Genomic DNA, 17796 nt, shown 5'->3' with positions numbered 1-17796 from the left:
TCGCGGATACCGGCAGGAGACGTTGCGGCGATCAGGTTGTCGCTGACGGCGGAGTGGATTGCGTGGGCAACTTGCCGACCATGTTCCAGGGCAGCAGTTCGTCGATGCGACTGATTTTGTGGTCCGCGATGTGAGTCAGGATGTATTCCAGATATGCACGGGGGTTGATGTCATTCAGTTTGCACGAGCCGATCAGACCGTACATGGCAGCGGCCCGTTCGCCTCCACTGTCGGAGCCTGCAAACAGGAAGTTTTTCCTCCCCAGACTTACACAGCGCAGAGCGTTTTCGGCGAGAGCGTTGCTGATCTCAATACGACCGTCTTCGCAGTACAGAACGAGTGCGTTCCATTGATTGAGCGAGTAGCGTATCGCCTTGGCCAACTCGGATTTTGCCGACAGGGTCGCGATCTTGTCCGTCATCCACGCCTTGATGGTCGCGAGCACCGCGAGGCTTCTCTCCTGCCGTACGCGCAATCGTTCGGCGGCGGGCTCGCCCCGGATATCAGCCTCAATGTCGTAGAGTTCGCCGATCAGCTCGAGTACGTGCCTTGTCGACTCAGTCGGCGTGCGGACATGAACGTCGTATATGTACCGTCTCGCGTGATCCCAGCAAGCCGCCTCACGAATCTTGCCGCCTGCATACAGCTCGTCGAAACCACCGTAGGCGTCGGCCTGCAGGACGCCCTTGAATCCGGCCAGATGAGTCTGCGGATGTATCCCCTTTCGGTCGGGCGAGTAGGCAAACCAGACTGCGGCCGGGTCCGTCGAGCCCGAACGGCTGTCGTCGCGAACGTACACCCACAGGCGACCCGTGCGCGTCTTTTTGTTGCCCGGTGCAAGCACCGGGATCGGCGTGTCGTCCGCGTGCAGCTTGAACGTTGCCATCGTGTAGACGCGCAGCGCTTCGGTCAACGGCTCGCACAAAGCCTCGCACTGGCCGACCCAGCGCCCCATGCTGGCGGGGTCGAGCTTAACGCCGTCACGCGCGGCAATTGCCGACTGCCGGTACAGCGGTTGATGATCAGCGAACTTCGAAACGAGGATGTCAGCAAGCAGGCCCGGATGCGCGATGCTGCGCTCAATTGGCAAGCCCGGCATCGGCGGCTGCGAGATGTGATTGCAGCAGGTGCAGACCGCCTTGCGGCGGATCGTGCGAATCACCTTGAACATGGCGGCGACACGGGCAAGCTGCTCGGACACGTCCTCGCCGAGTGGCCGCATGGTGTTGCCGCAGTTCGGGCAGCTCGGATCGGGTTCGAGCACGCGCTCTTCACGCGGCAGATGGGGCGGCAACGCCTCCTTCGAGGCTGCTGCGCCGGCGGGCACACTTGTGCCCGATGTGCGGTCGCGGCGAACATCCGCGACACCGCGCCCACCGCTCAGCTCATCCAGTTCCGTTTCGAGCCGCTCGATCTGCCGGTCCAGCTGCTCGGACTTGCGGCCAAACTGCACCCGTTTGAGTTTGTCGATCTGGGCCTTGAGCTGTTCGATCTCGATATCGCGCTCGGCAAGCTGGGCACGAGCCTCCAGCAGCAAGGCCTTAAGCGCATCGACGTCATCCGGAAGACGGGCATCATCGGTCATGCGCCGGAGTTTACGCGTGCCCCGAAGCGTTTACAACACCGATAGCGCCGCGGTTCGACGCGGCTGCCGCCAGTCAATGCCCTCGAGTAGCATCGAGAGTTGTGCCTGTGTCAGATGGACCTTACCGCCGTCGGCCTGCGGCCAGACAAACCGCCCTCGCTCAAGCCGCTTCGCCAGGAGCCATAGCCCGTCCTCCGTGGCCCACAGGATTTTGATGAGGTCACCGCGCCTGCCCCGGAAGATGAAGACGTTCCCGTCGAACGGATTCTCCTCCAGTGCAGTTTGCACCTTCGCCGCCAGGCCCTGAAATCCGGAACGCATGTCGGTGACGCCAGCCGCAATCCAGATGCGGGTGCCCGCCGGCAGCCCGATCATCGGGACAGTTCTCGTACCAGTAACCGCAGCATATCAGGCGACACGTTGCCGCGGATGCGCAGGCGTGCACGGTCAAATTCGATCTCGCAGACGTTCTCCGACACAGCCTCGCGCATGGACATCGATGTCTCGGTTTCGGCGACAACGCTCACCGGAAGAAACGGTGCAACGTCAACCTCTGACTGCTGTTGCACATGCGCCGGATGTGGTGCTCCGAATACGCCTTGAAGATATTGGCGACGCCATCTGAACAGCAGGTTGGTGTTAATGTCGTTGCGACGCGCGGCCAGCGATACGGAAGCTCCCGGTTCGAAGGTCTGTTCGACCAGCTGTCGCTTGAATTCGCGCGGAAAGTTCGGGCGCCTACCGGGCGCTTCGTTCTTGCCATCTACTATGTCGGCCACTTTGGTTCCCGCCAAAAAATTTGGTGGGAACCAAATTACCTCCATTTATGGCTGCTTAGAGAACGGCCGAGATGAGGCGCTTACTCCTGGTCATTGCCGAAGGACCGTACATCAGTTCATTTTCGCGGAGCGCCAGCAACCTGTCGCCGGAATGACTCATCGCCGGCTCCAGCCTCTTCGTAAAGGTGCGCGACACTGTGGGCGAGGCACCGAACGCTGCCTGGCTGCGGTATCATCGCGACCCATGCTCAAGAGCATCCTGGATGCAGCCACCAATGTCCGACCAGAACTATCAAGCGATCCTCGAACAGATCCATCGCGACATCGAACCGTGGCGCACCGCGGGCCGCGCCGCGGACTACATTCCCGAACTCGCGAATGTGCCCGCCAACAGCTTCGGCTTGGCCGTCGTCACGACGGCGGGGGACGTGTATCGCGTAGGACAAGCCGATACGCGCTTTTCAGTTCAGAGCATCTCCAAGCTGTTCGCGTGCACGATGGCATTCAGGCTGCTGGGCGATGCGTTGTGGCAGCGCGTGGGCCGTGAGCCGTCGGGTACGGCCTTCAATTCGCTCGTGCAACTCGAAGCCGAGAAGGGCAAGCCGCGCAATCCGTTCATCAACGCAGGCGCACTGGTCGTCACCGATGTGCTGTGCCGCCGCTTCGTCAACGCGGAGACAGCGCTCGTCGAATTCATGCGGCGGCTGACGGGTGAATCGACGATCGACTATGATATGCGCGTGGCTCAGTCCGAATTGCAGCACGCACACCGCAATCGCGCGATGGCCCATTTCATGGCGAGCTTCGGCAACCTGGAGATGCCGCCCGAGGCTGTCGTCGATGCGTATTGCCGTCAATGCGCGATATCGATGAACTGCGTCGAACTGGCGAAGGCGGCACTCTTTCTCGCCAACGGGGGCGTCGCGCCGATCTCTGGCGAACGTATCCTCGACGCGAGTTCGGCCAAACGCCTGTCCGCTCTTATGCTGACATGCGGCACGTACGACGCGGCCGGTGACTTCGTGTATCGCGTCGGCTTGCCAGCGAAAAGCGGCGTGGGCGGCGGCATCGTCGCGGTGCTGCCGGGGGAAATGGCCGTTTGCGTCTGGTCGCCCGGACTCGACGCGAACGGCAACTCACTTGCGGGCGTCCAGGCGCTTGAACGGTTGACCACGCTTACCGGCCGGTCGATTTTTTGAGACACCGGAGTCTAGGTCATTCGGCAAGAGTCAACCCACACTGAGCGAGCGCTACGTGAAAGGCTGGGACCGACGGCGGATTCAACCGGTCGATCGCGTGCGAAGCAGACGTTCAACCGGTCGCGCCGAGCGGGTGCCATCTCGCCTGTGGTTGTGCGCCCCACAAGGGCATAGGACGCACAGCCGCCAATCTTTCGAGCGTCACCGGCAGCCATCCCCAAGTGTCGTCATTCCTTTGACAGTCCGGGTTAGTCGTAGCCCGCGCTCACCGTCTTCGATTTGCCATCCCAAGGCTCTCAATGTGTCACGTAGGCGGTCGGCTTGGGCCCAATCGCTGTTGGCGCGCGCCTTCTCGCGCTGCTCGGCCAAGGCAGCAATGTCTGCGGGAATGTCCCGCTTGTCAGGCTGCCAATCGGGCAGTCGCAACCCAAATACAGAATCGAAGCTGTCAACGGTGGCCCGTCGCGTGGCCGGCGGCAAATCGCTCCTCACCAGATCCCACAGCACGGCTAGTGCGCGCGGTAGATTCAGATCCTGATTGACCTCAGCGTTGAACCGGGCGACAAAACGCTCATCCGCCGTACCACCGGTGGGCCAACTCGCATAGACGTTGCGTAGCCGGTCGAGCGCGACCCTTGCGGCTTCAAGCGCATCCCAGTTGAAACGCAGGGAGCTTCTGTAGTGCGCCGTCAAGCACAGGTAGCGATACGCCAGCGGATCGACTCCGCGGTCGACCAATGTCTGCAGGCGCAGGAAGTCACCGCCCGCCTTGGACATTTTCGTAGCGTCCAGTGTGAGGAAATGGCCGTGCATCCAGAAGTTGGCGAGCCGGGTACCGTGCGCGGCTTGCGTCTGCGCGATTTCGTTGCTGTGATGCACGGCGATGTGGTCTTCACCTCCGCAGTGAATATCGAACCAGGACCCCAGGTACCTGGCCGACATCGCCGAGCACTCGATGTGCCAGCCGGGAAAGCCGCGTCCCCAAGGGCTGTCCCATTCCATCTGCCGCCGGGAATCAGCCGGGCTGAATTTCCATAGCGCGAAATCCGTGGCGCGTTTTTTCTCGCCTGGTGCAACTCGCTTGCCGGCTTGCAGGCCCTCGTGGTCCAGGCGAGCCAGAAAGCCGTAGTCGTTCTGCTTGCTGGTGTCGAAGTACACGCCATCTGCAGTCTGGTACGTGTAGCCGGCGCGTTCAAGGGTGACAATGAAGGCGACCTGATCCGCGATATGGTCGGTTGCCCGACACCAGACCGAAGGCTCCAGCAAGTTGAGCGCTCGCCAGTCGGTCAGGAAAGCCTCTGTATAACGCTCGGCGATCGCCCATGCCGACTCTCCCGTTCGCCGGCTTCCTTTCTCCATCTTGTCTTCGCCGTCATCGGCATCGGAGACCAGATGGCCAACATCGGTGATATTGACGACGTGCTGCACGGGGTAGCCGTTTAGCATCAGGACGCGCCGGAGCACGTCTTCGAACACATAGGTCCGCAGATTGCCGATATGCGCGTGGTCGTACACCGTAGGCCCGCAGCAATACAGGCCGACGTGATCGGCTTGTATCGGCTTGAAGGGGCGCAGGGCGCGCGACCAGGTGTCATACAGGACGAGTGGCATCGGAATTTTTGTGTGGTGGAGCGATCGTGAAAAACAAAAAGGCCACCGTTTTCGCAACGGGTGGCCAGTTGAGGCTTGGACGTGACGCAGATTGGCGCGCTAGACGCAAGCTCCCCCTGGCAGGCCGTGACAGCATGCGCGAACGAGGCGGGAGGGGTAATGGGCGTAAGCGAGCATGAAAGGCATGTTAGAGCCTGCCGCTCCGTAGGTCAACGTCAGTGAGCGGCCGCTTTTGAGAGCCACTGTCGAGCGACAGCTTGTGGCCGGAGTTCGCCTCTCACGCGACCGTGCGACTTGCTGCAAAGCGATCGAGACGGCATCCAAATGCATTACGCATGCATCATGAGGGCCACGCCGAGTTTTGCAAAACGATTCGGTAGCCGTCGTGATCCTCAAATGTTTTACCTGACACGTCCCAATAAGGATTGAGCGACGCCACGCAAACAAATCCGCTCTCGGCGAGACGATCGCAAGTCGACTGCCACTCAACTCGATCCGGGGCGTAAAACACCAGCAAATCCTCACGTGTTGGTGTTGGCGCTACCGGATGTTCGCGGCACTGTGTGAACTCGAAGTGATAGTCCATGCCGGAACGTCCGAGCATCAACCCGTCGAACCCCTGATGGTCTTGAAATTTCGCCAGCACAACGAGGCTGAGCGCTGCGCAATACATGCTTTCTGTCCGCGAAAGGTCGCTGACAGGTCTGGCTATTCTGAGATGTGCTTGCATCGGGTTTTGTTATCGGGATCGTTGGCCAAGAGTGTCGGAACATCGATCCTCAAGGATACGTCGAACGAAAATTGTCGCCGCCTTTCCGCGTGACCGGTTGTGGCCGAAGCGAGTTCTTGCCCTGAGCTCAGTCAGAGACAGCAAACACCGTTTGCAGGTCGCGCTTCATATAGCGAACCCACCCGATTCTTCCCTTGTCCCGGGTTCCCAGATCCACCCAGCCGGCTTTCGCATACGAACGGCGCCCGGTCTCATTCTCTTCGTCGACGGAAAGCATAATGGACTTGGTGTCGGCCCAGTGGGTCAAAAGCCATTCCGGCAGACGCTGGAGCGCAGCCGTTCCGATTCCTAGACCTTGGAAGCGTAAGTCGATACGTAGGGCCGAAATGACGGCGGCTCCCATTGAAGCCCAACTGGGGGCGGCGTTTCGCCTCTTCAGAACGAGAAAACCTACAATTACTTCCATGTGGAAGATAGCCGCGCCTTGGATTTCGCCAGTCAGCTCGGATATGCAAGCCTCGACTGCGCGGTGAGTTGGCCCAGCATACTCAATCTGTTGATCGGAAATCTTCAAATTCTCAACGTCGATTTTCTGGGCCGGGCTTAACGCCTCCCATCGGACGATGCGGATCACATGAGTCATTGCTTTTTCCAACCAGGCGAACGCGGGAAAGGGTATCTGGGTAATCCGCCACATTCTACTGGCCGTTCGCCGCGTCGAAATTGTCGACGATTCAGTATTCGCCGACGACCGTCCGTTCATGGCCGAATCTGGAGGCACGTCAAGCAACAACGGCGTCCGACTGTGATCTTAGAAAGGGCGAAACAAATCATCTTTAGGATACGGGAGTGCCAGTTCCGGCATCTCGTGCCTTCCGAAATATTGAATTGACTTGGTTTCGGAATCGCTGGGTATCCCGGAGCCGCCAATGATTTTGCATTGGAACAGAGTCACTACGTATTCGACGTGGTCGCCGCTTGGATACGTGTATCGGAACGGCCGTCCGCCAAACACGCCGAGAATGCCGTGAATGCGGATTGCATATCCGGTCTCCTCCATTACCTCGCGGATGATGGCCTCTTGCGGGCTTTCTCCCAGTCCAATTCCACCAGCGGGCAAACTCCACGCCTCTCCGGACGATTTCTCCTGAAGCAGCAGTTTACCTTCATGATCGTGAATCACGGCTGCAACGGAGGGACTCAAAATCAAATCCCTTCCAACCTTTTTCCTCAGCCGACTGATGTAGCTTTCGTTATCATCGTGCAGCGACACCTTCACCCCCGTCGAGTTTGTGCGTGTCCGATTGTCGGCGATTTAGGAGGCTCAATCGACTGTCTCGTTCTGGCCGGCTACTGCCGAATGCGGTCTACAGCAGCCGAAGCACTTTTCCTTTTCACGACTCTACCGGAGGTGCGCACCGCACGCGGATCGCTTGCAGGCGCGTGACGCATCGTGGCCCGTTGGAGCGGGTGATGCCAACGCGTCCCGGCGAGCGACAACCGCTTACAAATCTCACAATAGCAGGGTCCACCGGTTTGATGGCATTGGCGTTCTTGCAGGCACATACCATGGAGCCAGCAATGAACACAAACCTGCCTTCCGATTCGTCCCCGCACAGTCGCATTCATCCTCTGGTCGCCGGAGCTGCCGTTGCTGTGATTCTCGCCAGCGGCACCGGCATCGCCGCAATGACCGGTCTGCTTCCGACGTCCCGGGCGGTAACGCCGCCGCTGTCGCAAACTGCAGCAGTCGCCTGGCAGCCAGCCAGCACGCCGCTCGACTCGGCTCAACCGTATGCGGAGCAACAAGGCACGCGGACCAACACGGTGAGCGAACCCCATGTTCATCACCACCACAGCAGTGCGTCGTCGCCAGCGCCCCCGTACGCGCACGACGATATTTACCGTGATGCCACCCAGCCGCCACCTCGACCGGCTACCGTCGACCCTAATGCAGGGGAAGTCGTCGCGGTCAACGCAGTCCAAACGCAAGAGCCGACCACCGGGCTCGGCGCAGTAGGCGGTGCGGTGGCAGGCGGGCTGCTGGGCAACCAGGTTGGTCAAGGGCGCGGCCGTGTTCTGGCGACGATAGCGGGTGCAGTTGGCGGTGGCCTTGCCGGTAACGGTATCGAACATGCCGTACGCAAAGATGCCACCTACCAGGTGCAAGTCAGAATGCAGGATGGCAGTTATCGATCGTTCGCTTGATCGCCTGAAGGCGGGAGACCCGCTCGATGCGCCCCTCAAAAGTGCATAAGGACCCCTTCTCAGCCATCCAAACAGCGGGCGGCTGAATGCGGTCGACTGCACAACCGTCAGCCGAATGCGTCCTCAACGAACGATGCATAACTCTGCGCATTGACGAGCGCGCGCGGTCCGAAATCCCTATCCCTTGCGAGCGCCCGGCATCGGCCTGGCATAAATGCCTGGTCGACGTCTATCGTCCCGGCCAGTGCATGAGTGAACTCGTGAATAAGGCCCGCGCCACGGCTAATGCTCGTTCCGTCATGAATCACCTGTTGTTCGAGACCGAAGAAGTCGATCGCCAGGTGTATGTTTATTTTTCCGTCGCGGCGAACTGTCTTGAGGTCGGGGGCATAGGCCCGGACATTGGGGATGACGCTGCCGCCACCGTAATAGAGGCGCACTGACCTCATCTGGATGCCCTTCCAGACGCATTGCAGCACCGCGCGCACCAACGCGCTTCTGGTTTGACTACCGGACAACCCCAGATCTGAGCCGCCTTGGAATCCAAGCGCCGCGACATCCACTTTGTCGTCTGGATTACCGAAATAGCTGGTGAATGTTTCCTTGTACTGTTCCGGTATGCCGGACGAAGCGTGCAAAAGCCGCTGATGCATCAACGTCAGCAGATCGGTGGCGCTCTCGAAGGCATTTTCCGCGCCGAGGAGGAAAGTCGTTTGAATACTTTCGAAGCCGATCGACACACTGTTGAAGTTCTTCAACTGCAGACTTGGAAATCGCTTCGACTGGAAGACATCGCCCGTCGACAGAAGAATTTTCAACCGCGTCTCGAGGTCGAGAATATCGCGCCTTTCCAGAATGGGTTTAGCCTTTCTGAGCGTATCCTCATCGAGATTCAGGACGATCGACATCGCCAGCAGCATGGCCGCGACGGCGATTCTCTTAGGATTGTCCGGTGTAGAAAGCAGCGTGCTTTCGCGCCGTAGACCGCAAACCTCCAGAGGACCGGTAATCAACTCACCCGCCTTCCTGACTGATGCGCCCCCCGCGTTTTCCCATCGAGAGACCTTTTTCTCGTGGTACTGCTGCAAGTCACGAAATTTTCCGGGACTGCCGTCAAAGCCCTCGATGCCGCCGGGTGGCGCGTGCTTTTTGATGTATGTCCACAGCGTGTTCAAATCGGTCATGTAGGCCTCGTCAGTGTGAGTCAATGCCGTTGCCAACAGGCGCTGCATGCCACGTTCTGGCAACCAAAACTGCGCGCGGGCCTCTTAAGATGCGACGCATGAACTGTAGATAGCAATATTCGCGGTGACATGTTCTTCTGCAAGAAAGTGTGCGGAAGCGAACATTGAAACAGAACTTGCCGTCTGCATCGCGACGCAGGGATTGCATTGGTCGCTAGCGACATGACGGTTCCATCGCGGGATTCGCAAACCGTCATCTCGCCCGTGCGGCAAGGCGCGCAATCATCCGGTCAGCCATTGTGCGATCGACGACTGCGAATGAGCGGCTCGTGCGCTCATAGGCATACATGGCGCCCGTCGCAATGTCGAACCACCAGCCGCTCAATACGAGTGCCCCGGCAGTGACCTGCTGGCGGACGATCGGGTAGGTCATCAGGTGCTCGAGTTGCACGAGTACGTTGAGTTGCGACAATTGATCGTGCGCTTTCAGGCTATCGTCGAGCGGACCTTCCTGTTCGAGGCGAAACGCTGCGTTGTTGGCGTGGCATAGCCATTTATCGAGGTTTGGTGATTTCAGCTTGGCGTGCCTGGAGAATACGGCCTTCATCGCGCCGCACTCCGAATGTCCACACACGACAATATTCGCGACTTTCAACACCAGCACGGCATATTCGATCGCGCTCGCCTCGGAAAGATCTCCGGTAGAGACGCCCTCCGCAGTCGCCGGTGGTATCAGATTGCCCACGTTGCGCATCGTAAAGAGATCGCCGGGATGGGTTGATGCCAGCAGATCCGGCACGACCCGGCTGTCCGAGCACGTTATGAAGAGCGCATCAGGTGTCTGCGCGAGCGCGAGTTTGCTGAACTGCTGCGCGTATTGCGGCAGCATTTTCTCCCGGAATTCAACGATGCCCATGATGAGTTTTCGCATGGTTTGCCTCTCAAACGATGGGTTGCCTTGCTGTCGAGCTTTCCGAGCCTCCAAGCCCTTGCGAGTCGGGGATACGGGCCAGCGCCAGGTCCTCCGGAAATGGATGCTTCGAGCCGATCGCACGGTCCAGCAGGGTCAGCTCGACACGCAAGGCGTCGTGACGATGCTCCGGCAAGCACTGCAGGAGATTCTCTATCGCCGCGCGCTGACGCCGCGCGATCTGAATGCTGCCCGCGCCGTACTGACGTATCTCGCGGAAACTGATATGCACGAAATCTTCCCAGTTCGGCGTTCGATAGATGACGCGCACAAGTCCGGACTTATCCGTTATCTCTTCGGTGTACAAAGACCGTTTTCCGACTACACGCAATAGCCGCTGCAACTGATCGATGGCCAACACGGCTGTTGTTGGATCGTTGATCGCAGCCGACAACGCTTTCAGCGCAATATCAACAAGGATGCGAAACGCGAACATAGGATCCTGTTCCATTGTGCGTTCAGTCCCGAAAGCAACCAGTGTACGCAGCCGGTTTTCATCGATTGCGTCAGAGTCTCCGTACAAATAAAACAAGGGTTCGTCCACCGCGACAAAGTCGCCGACTTGCGGCACGAATTCGATAACCGAGTTAGTGCGCCTCGCCTTGGCGACAAGTCTTTCGAGATTCACGGCCAGAACGATGCCGGATGTACCGCTATGGCGAACAATGCGGCCAGGTACGCCTCGCTCGTGGTCAAGTCTCTGCGGGGTGATTCGGCCCGTCGCGGGGTCGGGATAGACGCTTTCGATGACCGCGATCCCGTGCTCCCCAACCCGAGCCACGAGGCTTACTGGACGCAGGCATTTCGCCGCATAATCAATCAGGAAAAGGAATGCGACGACAGAAGCGAATCCGAATAGCGCTGCAATGAATACCTGAAGCTGGTGCACCTCGCTGTCACCCATCCAGCCCAGGGTTCTGTTGGCAAACAGAAGCGTGAATACGAACAATCCCGAGATGCTGCGGATCACGTTATCGCGCAGCAAGGTGGTCGCGATGATCCGCGGGGTATATTGACCGCCGGCGACCTGGATTGCGACGAGCAGCGAACCGAAGGTAAACACCAGAAACGCCAGGTCTGCGGAAACGATGTCGCCGACAAGTGACCGCGCTCCAGTCATGGACAGCGCAAAAAGGCCGGTTTTCGGATCGAGGATGTCGTGTCCGATCATCCACCTTCCCAGCATTTCAGTGAGCGGCTTTACCACGGCATAGATCGCCACCGCGACGAGCGGTACCGTCCACAGGGAAGATCTGAGGTAACTCTTCAAGCTGTACCAGCGGTTCCAGTCCATGTTTGCGCTCTTCCTACGATTCATGCGGCAGCGGAGGCCGAAACGTTCGCGGTTCGCCTTTGACCATGTAGAGGAAACTTCCCGCTGGGGTGCGAGCATGTCTTCGCTTACCCGAGGGGGCGCGTCTTCCGGTAGCCACGTGGACCCTCCCGAAACAATCAGACACGTGACCTTCAGGTCGGTCAATCAGACTTTGGTCCGATAGGTCGAGGACATAGAGTTTCGGGAGTCGCGTCTCGATCGATTCCGGATTTTCGATGCCCGTCTATCGCGCCATCGCGGGCACCGCGTCTTCGGCGACTGGCGCGCCTGCCGGCACGTTTTCGGCAGCGGTATCGGACGCCACGTGGGCCAGCTTCATCAGACGCGGCTGTAGCAGCAGCGCGACGAGACCGCTCCAGCCCGTCTGGTGCGAAGCGCCGACGCCACGTCCGCTGTCGCCGTGAAAGTACTCGTGGAACAGCACGAGATCGGACGAGCGCGGGTCGGCCTGCAACTGCGGATAAGCCGTCATCACGGGCCGCACGCCGTGCTCGTCCTTGAGAAAGAGGGTAGTGACACGCCGCGCGAGACCGTCGGCGATCTCGCTGAGCGAGCACCGGTTGCCCGATCCCGTTGGATATTCGATGCGGAACTCGTCGCCGTAGTAGCGATGGAATTCATACAGCGATTCGATCAGCAGATAGTTGACGGGCATCCACACAGGCCCGCGCCAGTTCGAATTGCCGCCGAATACGCGCGACTCCGATTCGGCCGGCTGATACGCGATGCAGACGTGCGCGCCGCCATGATCGAACTCGTACGGTGTATCGCGATGCACGCGTGACAGCGCGCGCACGCCGTGATCGGACAGAAATTCGTCTTCGTCGAGCGCGCGGCGCAGCAATGCCGTCATCCGGTATCCGCGCAGCAGCGAGAGCAGCGTGGTGTTGCCTTTGCCGGGTTCGGTCCAACGCGATACGAGTTTGGCGAGATTGGGCCGGTGATCGAGAAACCAGGCGAGCCGTTCCCGCAGGCCGGGCAGGTGGCCGTATATGCGTTCTTCGAGCACATGCACGGCGAACAACGGAATCAGGCCGACGATCGAGCGGACGCGCATCGGCACACGGGTTCCGTCTGGAAGATGCAGTACGTCATAAAAGAATTCGTCGTGACCGTCCCATAGCCCCGTTCTGCAACCTTCGCTGCAACCGACGGCTTCTGCGATATACAGGAAATGCTCGAAAAATTTCACCGCGATTTCGACGTACGCGTTGTTCGTCATCGCGAGCTCGAGTCCGATCTGCATCAGGTCGAGCGCATACGAGGCCATCCAGGCGGTGCCGTCCGCCTGGTCGATGCGGCCGCCCGTCGGCAGCGGGGAAGAGCGGTCGAAGATGCCGACGTTGTCTAGCCCGAGAAAGCCGCCCTGGAAGATGTTGCGGTCCTCTGCATCCTTGCGGTTGACCCACCACGAAAAGTTCAGCAGCAACTTGTGGAACATCACCTCGAGAAACTTGTGGTCACCGACGCCCGTGACTTCACGGTCGAGTTCGTACACGCGCCATGTCGCCCATGCATGAACGGGCGGATTCGCGTCGCCGAATGCCCATTCGTAGGCGGGCAACTGCCCGTTCGGATGCATGTACCGTTCCTTCACGAGCAACAGCAACTGTTTCTTCGCGAAGTCGGGGTCCATCATTGCGAACGCGGCGGCATGAAACGCGAGATCCCAGGACGCGTACCACGGGTACTCCCACTTGTCCGGCATCGATACGACGTCGCCGTTGCACATATGCCGCCAGTCGGCGTTGCGCCCGTGCCGGCGTCCTTTCGGCGGCTTCGGCTGACCGGGGTCGCCGTCGTGCCAGCGCGTCACGTCGAACTGGTAATACTGCTTCGTCCATAGCATGCCGGCGAGCGCCTGGCGTTGCACGAGCCGCGCATCGGCGTCGCTGATGTCGTGCTGGAGCGCGGCGTAAAACTCATCGGCCTCCGCGATCCGGCGCGCGAACAGCGCTTCGAAGTCGAGCGGCACGTCGTCGCGCGTGATGCCCGTTAGTGCCGCCGGACGCCAGCGCAGATATAGCACCGCGCGCTCGTGCGGCGCGAGCGACAGGGCCACATGCGCGGCGGCGCGGGTGCCCGCGTCGCGGCGTATCGCGTGCTCGTCGCCATCGACGAGGTAATCGTTGAAGCCATCCTTGAACGGGCCTGCGCCGGCGATGCCGAAAAGTCGGCGGACGTTGGTTTCGTTTTCGCAGAACAGCCATTCGATCGGCTGCGGCGCCGAGGCCGTGACGATCATCGTGCCCAGCGCGGGATTGTGCGCGATCACGCGCGCGCCCTCGGCGGACGCCGGCTCGAGCGTGAGCGACGGCTTGCCGGGCTTGCCTGACCACGCCCAGCGGTTGCGCGCCCAGAAGAGCGGCAGCACATGGAGTGGCGCGGGCTGATCCGCGCGATTTTCGACGGTTACGCGCATCACGATGTCGTCGGGTGTGTGCTTCGCGTACTCGACCCAGACGTCGAAATAGCGATCGTTGTCGAACACGCCCGTATCGAGGACTTCGTATTCGGGCTGATCGGCGCCGCGCCGGACGTTTTCCTCGATCAGGTCCTGATACGGGTACGCATCGTGGGGGTATTTGTACAGCATCTTCATGTACGAGTGCGTCGGCGTGCCATCGACGTAGAAGTAAAGCTCCTTCACGTCCTCGCCGTGATTGCCTTGCGCATTGGTCAAGCCAAACAGCCGCTCCTTCAGGATGGGGTCGCGCCCGTTCCAGAGCGCGAGCGACACGCACCAGTCGAGTGGGTCGTTGCCGAATCCGGCAATGCCGTCCTCGCCCCAGCGGTACATGCGGCTGCGCGCATGCTCGTGGGGGAAATACTCCCATGCGGTTCCGTAGTCGCTGTAGTCTTCGCGAACGGTGCCCCACTGCCGGTCGCTCAGATAAGGCCCCCAGCGGCGCCAGCAGTCGAGGTCCTGGCCATGCAGGCGGAATCCTTCCTTCGAATGGAGCAGATCGTTTGCGCGTAGCGATGACATGTGACCTCCCAAACCGGGATCGACCGTCGAACACGTTCAGTGCGTGAGTCCCCGCCCATCCTGTTGCGCGTGCGCCGCTGGGCGGTATCTGGATGATAGGCGTCGTTTAGCCTGATTGAGTCCGGCTCCGCAGCGCAACGGATTTAATGTGGTCGACGCGTATTTTCTGGCCGCGGAAAGCAGGTGAGGTCCGGGTTACTATGGGCATCCGGCATCCATCACAATGCACGTTTTGTCCGGGTGAACGTCGTCTCTGTCCATTGAGGGGAACGCGGCTCAGGCTCTAAATTGGCGCCATTAAGCCCACCTTGGCGCTTGCGAGAAACAAAACTACCTCGCGCGCCACCCCGCCCGAACATACCGCCAGCGGAGCGGCGTGTTCGGGCGGCTCTAGAGGAGACACCGCCATGGCCCATCAGATAACCCTCCGTTTTGAGGACGGAGTGACCCGCTTCATCGAGTGCGAGGAGGGCGAGCGCGTCACCGACGCCGCCATTCGCGCGAAGATCAATATTCCACTCGATTGCCGTGATGGCGTGTGTGGCACCTGCAAGGCGGACTGCGAGTCCGGCGAGTACGTTCTGGGCGACTGCGTGGAAGATGCGCTTAGCCCGGAGGAGGCGAGCGCCCGCAAGGTTCTCACCTGCCAGATGAGCCCATGTTCCGACTGCGTGATCCAAATCGCCACGAACTCCGATGTCTCGGGTACCGGCCCCTCCTCCCACAGGGGACGGATCGTCGCCTGCCAACGAGCGTCGGACACCACGATCGCCTTTTCGGTCGAGCTCGAGAACCGCGCGGATCTCGGCTTTCTTCCTGGGCAGTATGTCAACGTCCAGGTGCCCGGCACCGACCAGACACGGTCCTACTCCGTCAGCTCGGGGCCGTCCGAGCCGCACGTGTCCTTTCTTGTGCGCAATGTGCGTCAAGGGGTGATGTCGACCTGGCTCTGCGAAACCGCCAAAGTAGGCGACGCAATCGAGTTTCGCGGCCCGATGGGAAGCTTCTACCTGCGCGCCATTGAACGGCCGGTGCTGTTTCTGGCGGGTGGCACGGGCCTCGCGCCGTTCCTCTCGATGCTGGACAAGATCGTCGAGGACGACGGCAGCCCGTATCCGATCCACATGATCCTTGGTGTGAACACCGATGAGGATCTGGTTGGCATCGACCGGCTCGAAACCTATGCGCAGCGCCTGCCGAACTTCACCTATGCCTGCACCGTCTCCAGCCCCGACAGTGCCCATCCCAACAAGGGCTATGTGACCCACCACATCAGCGCTTCCCAGCTCAACGGTGGCGATGCGGATGTCTACCTCTGTGGCCCGCCGCCGATGGTCGATGCGGTACGCGATTTTCTGTCGTCCGAAGGGCTGACGCCGCACAATTTCTATTATGAGAAGTTCGCCGGTACAGGCCTGGTGGTCCAGACCGGCGAGGAGCGCATCGCTCCTGTCGATGTCGATGAAGCCTTCGACCTGCGCATGGCTCTCGAACTGGGGGCGGCTCAGCTGACCATGGGCCGGCTGTCGAGCGAGCAATTGATCACCTTCCGCCAGCTCGCCGAGGCGACGGCGCCGTTCGTGCGCGGGCGGCACTTTACGGACGTTCCACGCTACATCGAGGCGAACCACGCCTTCCACATGTTCACGATCGAAGCTTCCGGGAACGCACAGTTGATCGCGCTCTACCGGCAACTGGCCGTGCAGGACTACATCGCTCGCGCGCTGACCGACCAGATCGAGATCGTCGGCGATATCGTCCAGCAGCACCGGGACATTGTCGCCGCCTTCGAACTGGGCGACCTGAACGCGGCGCGGGACGTGATTGCGCTGCATGCGCTCCATTCCAGGGCCACGATGAGCCGGGCGCTGGAGCGCATGGCGATGGGCAAGAAGGCACCCGTGGCCGCGGCGGCCCCCGCTCTCCCGTCTGCCGTGCCGCAGAGCGCGCCGCAAGGTTGCCCTTTCACGGGCAGCACGCTTCCGTCTTATTCACACGAACTGGACTGGCCCGAGGGGTTGGAGCCATTCAAGGTGGTCGATGACGGCTCGCAAGGCGATCCTTACGAGCACTACCGCTGGATGCGGGAGCATGCGCCAGTGCTGCGTTGCCAGTCGTCGACTTCGGACGTGTGGTTCCTGTCGCGCTATGACGATGTCTATCAGGCGATCCGTAACCCGAAGCTGTTTTCTTCCGAGGTCGTCAGCCCGCCGCCGCTGACGTTCCTGACGCTGTTCGATGCACCCGACCATTCGCGGTTACGCAAGGTCGTCCAGCCGTCCTTCCTGCCGCTGGCGCTCGATCCCTTTATCGATCAGATCGCGCAAAGGGCGGAGGACCTGCTCGACGCGATGATTGCCAAAGGCGGCGGTGATGTCGTCAACGATTTCGCGATCCCGCTCAGCATCTCGACCATCTCCACGATGATCGACGTGCCGAACGAGGATGAGGAAAAGATGAAGTTCTGGTCCGACGAGACCTTTAGCTATTTCGGGCGCCTCGCCCGCAATGCGCCCGGGACCGGCACCGACGAGCAGAGCGCGCAAGCTTTCTTCGCCTACCTGAAGCAAGCGCTGGAGCGGCTCGCTCTCACCGACAGCCAGTCGATCGGCGGACATATCGCGCGCATGTGGAAGGACGGGCTGCTTTCGGAAAAGGAAGCGAAGGAGCTGTGCGCGTTCGTCTTCATCGCCGGGCACGACACGACGACTATCCTTGTCGCCAACGCTTTTCGCATGTTTGCCGAGCAGCCGGATCTGCTGGGACGTATCCGCGAAAACCCCGCCGACGCTGACCGGTTCGTCGAGGAGGTGGCGCGCTATCGCGGTACCGTCCAGCGCGTGAGCCGAATCACCACCGAGGCGACCACTATCGCGGGCGTCGATCTGCCCAAGGGCGCGGTGGTGCGATTGCTGCTGTCGGCTGCGAACCGCGACAGCCGCAAGTTCGCCGAAGGCGAGACGTTCGACATCGACCGCGATTCCAGCGGCCATCTGGGTTTCGGCAACGGCATGCACAAATGCCTTGGCGCGCCGCTCGCCAAACTGGAGACGCTGATCGCGACGAAGGCTCTGGCCCGCAAGATTGGCGCTATTGCGCTCGATCCGGCAAGGCCGATCCAGTATGTGCGGGGCAACAATCTGACCAACTCCGGGCCGGAGCACCTGTTCGTGAGGCTAGGTGGGTTGTCGGCCTGAAGCGGATC

At 60.5% G+C, this 17796-nt stretch carries 14 protein-coding genes; 3 read left to right on the top strand and 11 right to left on the bottom strand.

Annotated elements, in window-relative coordinates; all coding sequences use genetic code 11:
- Nucleotides 1-31: 31 nt before the first annotated feature.
- Genes tnpC through tnpA form a run of 3 tightly spaced genes read right to left on the bottom strand, consistent with a single transcriptional unit; the run spans nucleotide 32 to nucleotide 2364 of the window.
- Nucleotides 32-1585 (bottom strand): IS66 family transposase, encoded by a 1554-nt coding sequence (gene tnpC / locus OKW28_RS20365; RefSeq protein WP_429444456.1) that lies wholly within the window; start codon nucleotides 1583-1585, stop codon nucleotides 32-34.
- Nucleotides 1586-1615: 30 nt separating this feature from the next.
- Complete coding sequence (gene tnpB / locus OKW28_RS20360) at nucleotides 1616-1960, bottom strand: IS66 family insertion sequence element accessory protein TnpB (protein ID WP_429444458.1); 345 nt, start codon at nucleotides 1958-1960, stop codon at nucleotides 1616-1618.
- Nucleotides 1957-2364, bottom strand: coding sequence for an IS66-like element accessory protein TnpA (gene tnpA, locus OKW28_RS20355; protein ID WP_429448337.1), 408 nt, complete (start codon nucleotides 2362-2364; stop codon nucleotides 1957-1959). The genes tnpB and tnpA overlap by 4 nt, the downstream gene beginning before the upstream one ends.
- 275 nt (nucleotides 2365-2639) lie before the next feature.
- Between tnpA and OKW28_RS20350 the strand changes: the two genes are divergently transcribed.
- Nucleotides 2640-3563: a glutaminase gene (locus OKW28_RS20350; protein ID WP_429448335.1), complete on the top strand. Its 924-nt coding sequence runs from the start codon at nucleotides 2640-2642 to the stop codon at nucleotides 3561-3563.
- Nucleotides 3564-3764: 201 nt separating this feature from the next.
- Here the strand turns inward: OKW28_RS20350 and cysS are convergent, their stop codons facing one another.
- The 4 genes from cysS to OKW28_RS20330 all read right to left on the bottom strand — a co-directional run bounded on the left by cysS (nucleotide 3765) and on the right by OKW28_RS20330 (nucleotide 7177).
- Nucleotides 3765-5174: a cysteine--tRNA ligase gene (cysS, locus tag OKW28_RS20345; RefSeq protein WP_429448333.1), complete on the bottom strand. Its 1410-nt coding sequence runs from the start codon at nucleotides 5172-5174 to the stop codon at nucleotides 3765-3767.
- Between the two features lie 340 nt (nucleotides 5175-5514).
- Nucleotides 5515-5904, bottom strand: a complete 390-nt coding sequence (locus OKW28_RS20340) for a VOC family protein (protein ID WP_429448331.1) — start codon at nucleotides 5902-5904, stop codon at nucleotides 5515-5517.
- Nucleotides 5905-6031: 127 nt separating this feature from the next.
- Nucleotides 6032-6601: a GNAT family N-acetyltransferase gene (locus OKW28_RS20335; protein WP_429448329.1), complete on the bottom strand. Its 570-nt coding sequence runs from the start codon at nucleotides 6599-6601 to the stop codon at nucleotides 6032-6034.
- Between the two features lie 114 nt (nucleotides 6602-6715).
- Entirely contained in the window at nucleotides 6716-7177 is a 462-nt protein-coding gene (locus OKW28_RS20330; RefSeq protein ID WP_429448327.1) for an NUDIX domain-containing protein, read from the bottom strand.
- Between the two features lie 308 nt (nucleotides 7178-7485).
- Between OKW28_RS20330 and OKW28_RS20325 the strand changes: the two genes are divergently transcribed.
- Entirely contained in the window at nucleotides 7486-8112 is a 627-nt protein-coding gene (locus tag OKW28_RS20325; RefSeq protein WP_429448325.1) for a glycine zipper 2TM domain-containing protein, read from the top strand.
- 107 nt (nucleotides 8113-8219) lie between these two features.
- On the opposite strand, the gene OKW28_RS20320 is transcribed toward OKW28_RS20325, so the two are convergent.
- The 4 genes from OKW28_RS20320 to OKW28_RS20305 form a co-directional block, all read right to left on the bottom strand.
- Complete coding sequence (locus OKW28_RS20320; RefSeq protein ID WP_429448323.1) at nucleotides 8220-9296, bottom strand: hypothetical protein; 1077 nt, start codon at nucleotides 9294-9296, stop codon at nucleotides 8220-8222.
- A gap of 253 nt (nucleotides 9297-9549) precedes the next feature.
- The gene (locus OKW28_RS20315; protein ID WP_429290740.1) at nucleotides 9550-10227 is read right to left on the bottom strand and encodes a carbonic anhydrase; all 678 of its coding nucleotides are present in this window, start codon (nucleotides 10225-10227) and stop codon (nucleotides 9550-9552) included.
- A 10-nt stretch (nucleotides 10228-10237) separates the two neighbouring features.
- Complete coding sequence (locus OKW28_RS20310; RefSeq protein WP_429448321.1) at nucleotides 10238-11560, bottom strand: DUF2254 domain-containing protein; 1323 nt, start codon at nucleotides 11558-11560, stop codon at nucleotides 10238-10240.
- Nucleotides 11561-11825: 265 nt separating this feature from the next.
- Nucleotides 11826-14591 carry an MGH1-like glycoside hydrolase domain-containing protein gene (locus OKW28_RS20305; RefSeq protein ID WP_429448319.1) on the bottom strand — a complete coding sequence of 922 codons (2766 nt, stop codon included), beginning with the start codon at nucleotides 14589-14591 and terminating at the stop codon, nucleotides 11826-11828.
- 407 nt (nucleotides 14592-14998) lie between these two features.
- Here OKW28_RS20305 and benC point away from each other — a divergent pair, with 407 nt between their 5' ends.
- A complete protein-coding gene (gene benC / locus OKW28_RS20300; protein WP_429448318.1) occupies nucleotides 14999-17788 on the top strand; it encodes a benzoate 1,2-dioxygenase electron transfer component BenC in 2790 nt (929 codons plus the stop codon).
- Nucleotides 17789-17796: the final 8 nt, after the last annotated feature.

It is taken from the genome of Paraburkholderia sp. 40 (assembly GCF_050434105.1).
GTDB classification, from domain to species: domain Bacteria; phylum Pseudomonadota; class Gammaproteobacteria; order Burkholderiales; family Burkholderiaceae; genus Paraburkholderia; species Paraburkholderia tuberum.
The sequence above is the reverse complement of the archived record's forward strand: the minus strand, read 5'-3'. Positions and strand labels throughout refer to the sequence as shown.

Excerpts from the sequence above, each read along its gene's own strand:
- OKW28_RS20325 (WP_429448325.1), top strand. The coding sequence starts at position 7,486 with ATGAACACAAACCTGCCTTCCGATTCGTCCCCGCACAGTCGCATTCAT.
- OKW28_RS20315 (WP_429290740.1), bottom strand. The coding sequence starts at position 10,227 with ATGCGAAAACTCATCATGGGCATCGTTGAATTCCGGGAGAAAATGCTG.
- OKW28_RS20310 (WP_429448321.1), bottom strand. The coding sequence starts at position 11,560 with ATGGACTGGAACCGCTGGTACAGCTTGAAGAGTTACCTCAGATCTTCC.
- OKW28_RS20305 (WP_429448319.1), bottom strand. The coding sequence starts at position 14,591 with ATGTCATCGCTACGCGCAAACGATCTGCTCCATTCGAAGGAAGGATTC.
- benC (WP_429448318.1), top strand. The coding sequence starts at position 14,999 with ATGGCCCATCAGATAACCCTCCGTTTTGAGGACGGAGTGACCCGCTTC.
- tnpC (WP_429444456.1), bottom strand. The coding sequence starts at position 1,585 with ATGACCGATGATGCCCGTCTTCCGGATGACGTCGATGCGCTTAAGGCC.
- OKW28_RS20335 (WP_429448329.1), bottom strand. The coding sequence starts at position 6,601 with ATGTGGCGGATTACCCAGATACCCTTTCCCGCGTTCGCCTGGTTGGAA.
- cysS (WP_429448333.1), bottom strand. The coding sequence starts at position 5,174 with ATGCCACTCGTCCTGTATGACACCTGGTCGCGCGCCCTGCGCCCCTTC.
- OKW28_RS20340 (WP_429448331.1), bottom strand. The coding sequence starts at position 5,904 with ATGCAAGCACATCTCAGAATAGCCAGACCTGTCAGCGACCTTTCGCGG.
- OKW28_RS20320 (WP_429448323.1), bottom strand. The coding sequence starts at position 9,296 with ATGACCGATTTGAACACGCTGTGGACATACATCAAAAAGCACGCGCCA.
- tnpB (WP_429444458.1), bottom strand. The coding sequence starts at position 1,960 with ATGATCGGGCTGCCGGCGGGCACCCGCATCTGGATTGCGGCTGGCGTC.
- OKW28_RS20350 (WP_429448335.1), top strand. The coding sequence starts at position 2,640 with ATGTCCGACCAGAACTATCAAGCGATCCTCGAACAGATCCATCGCGAC.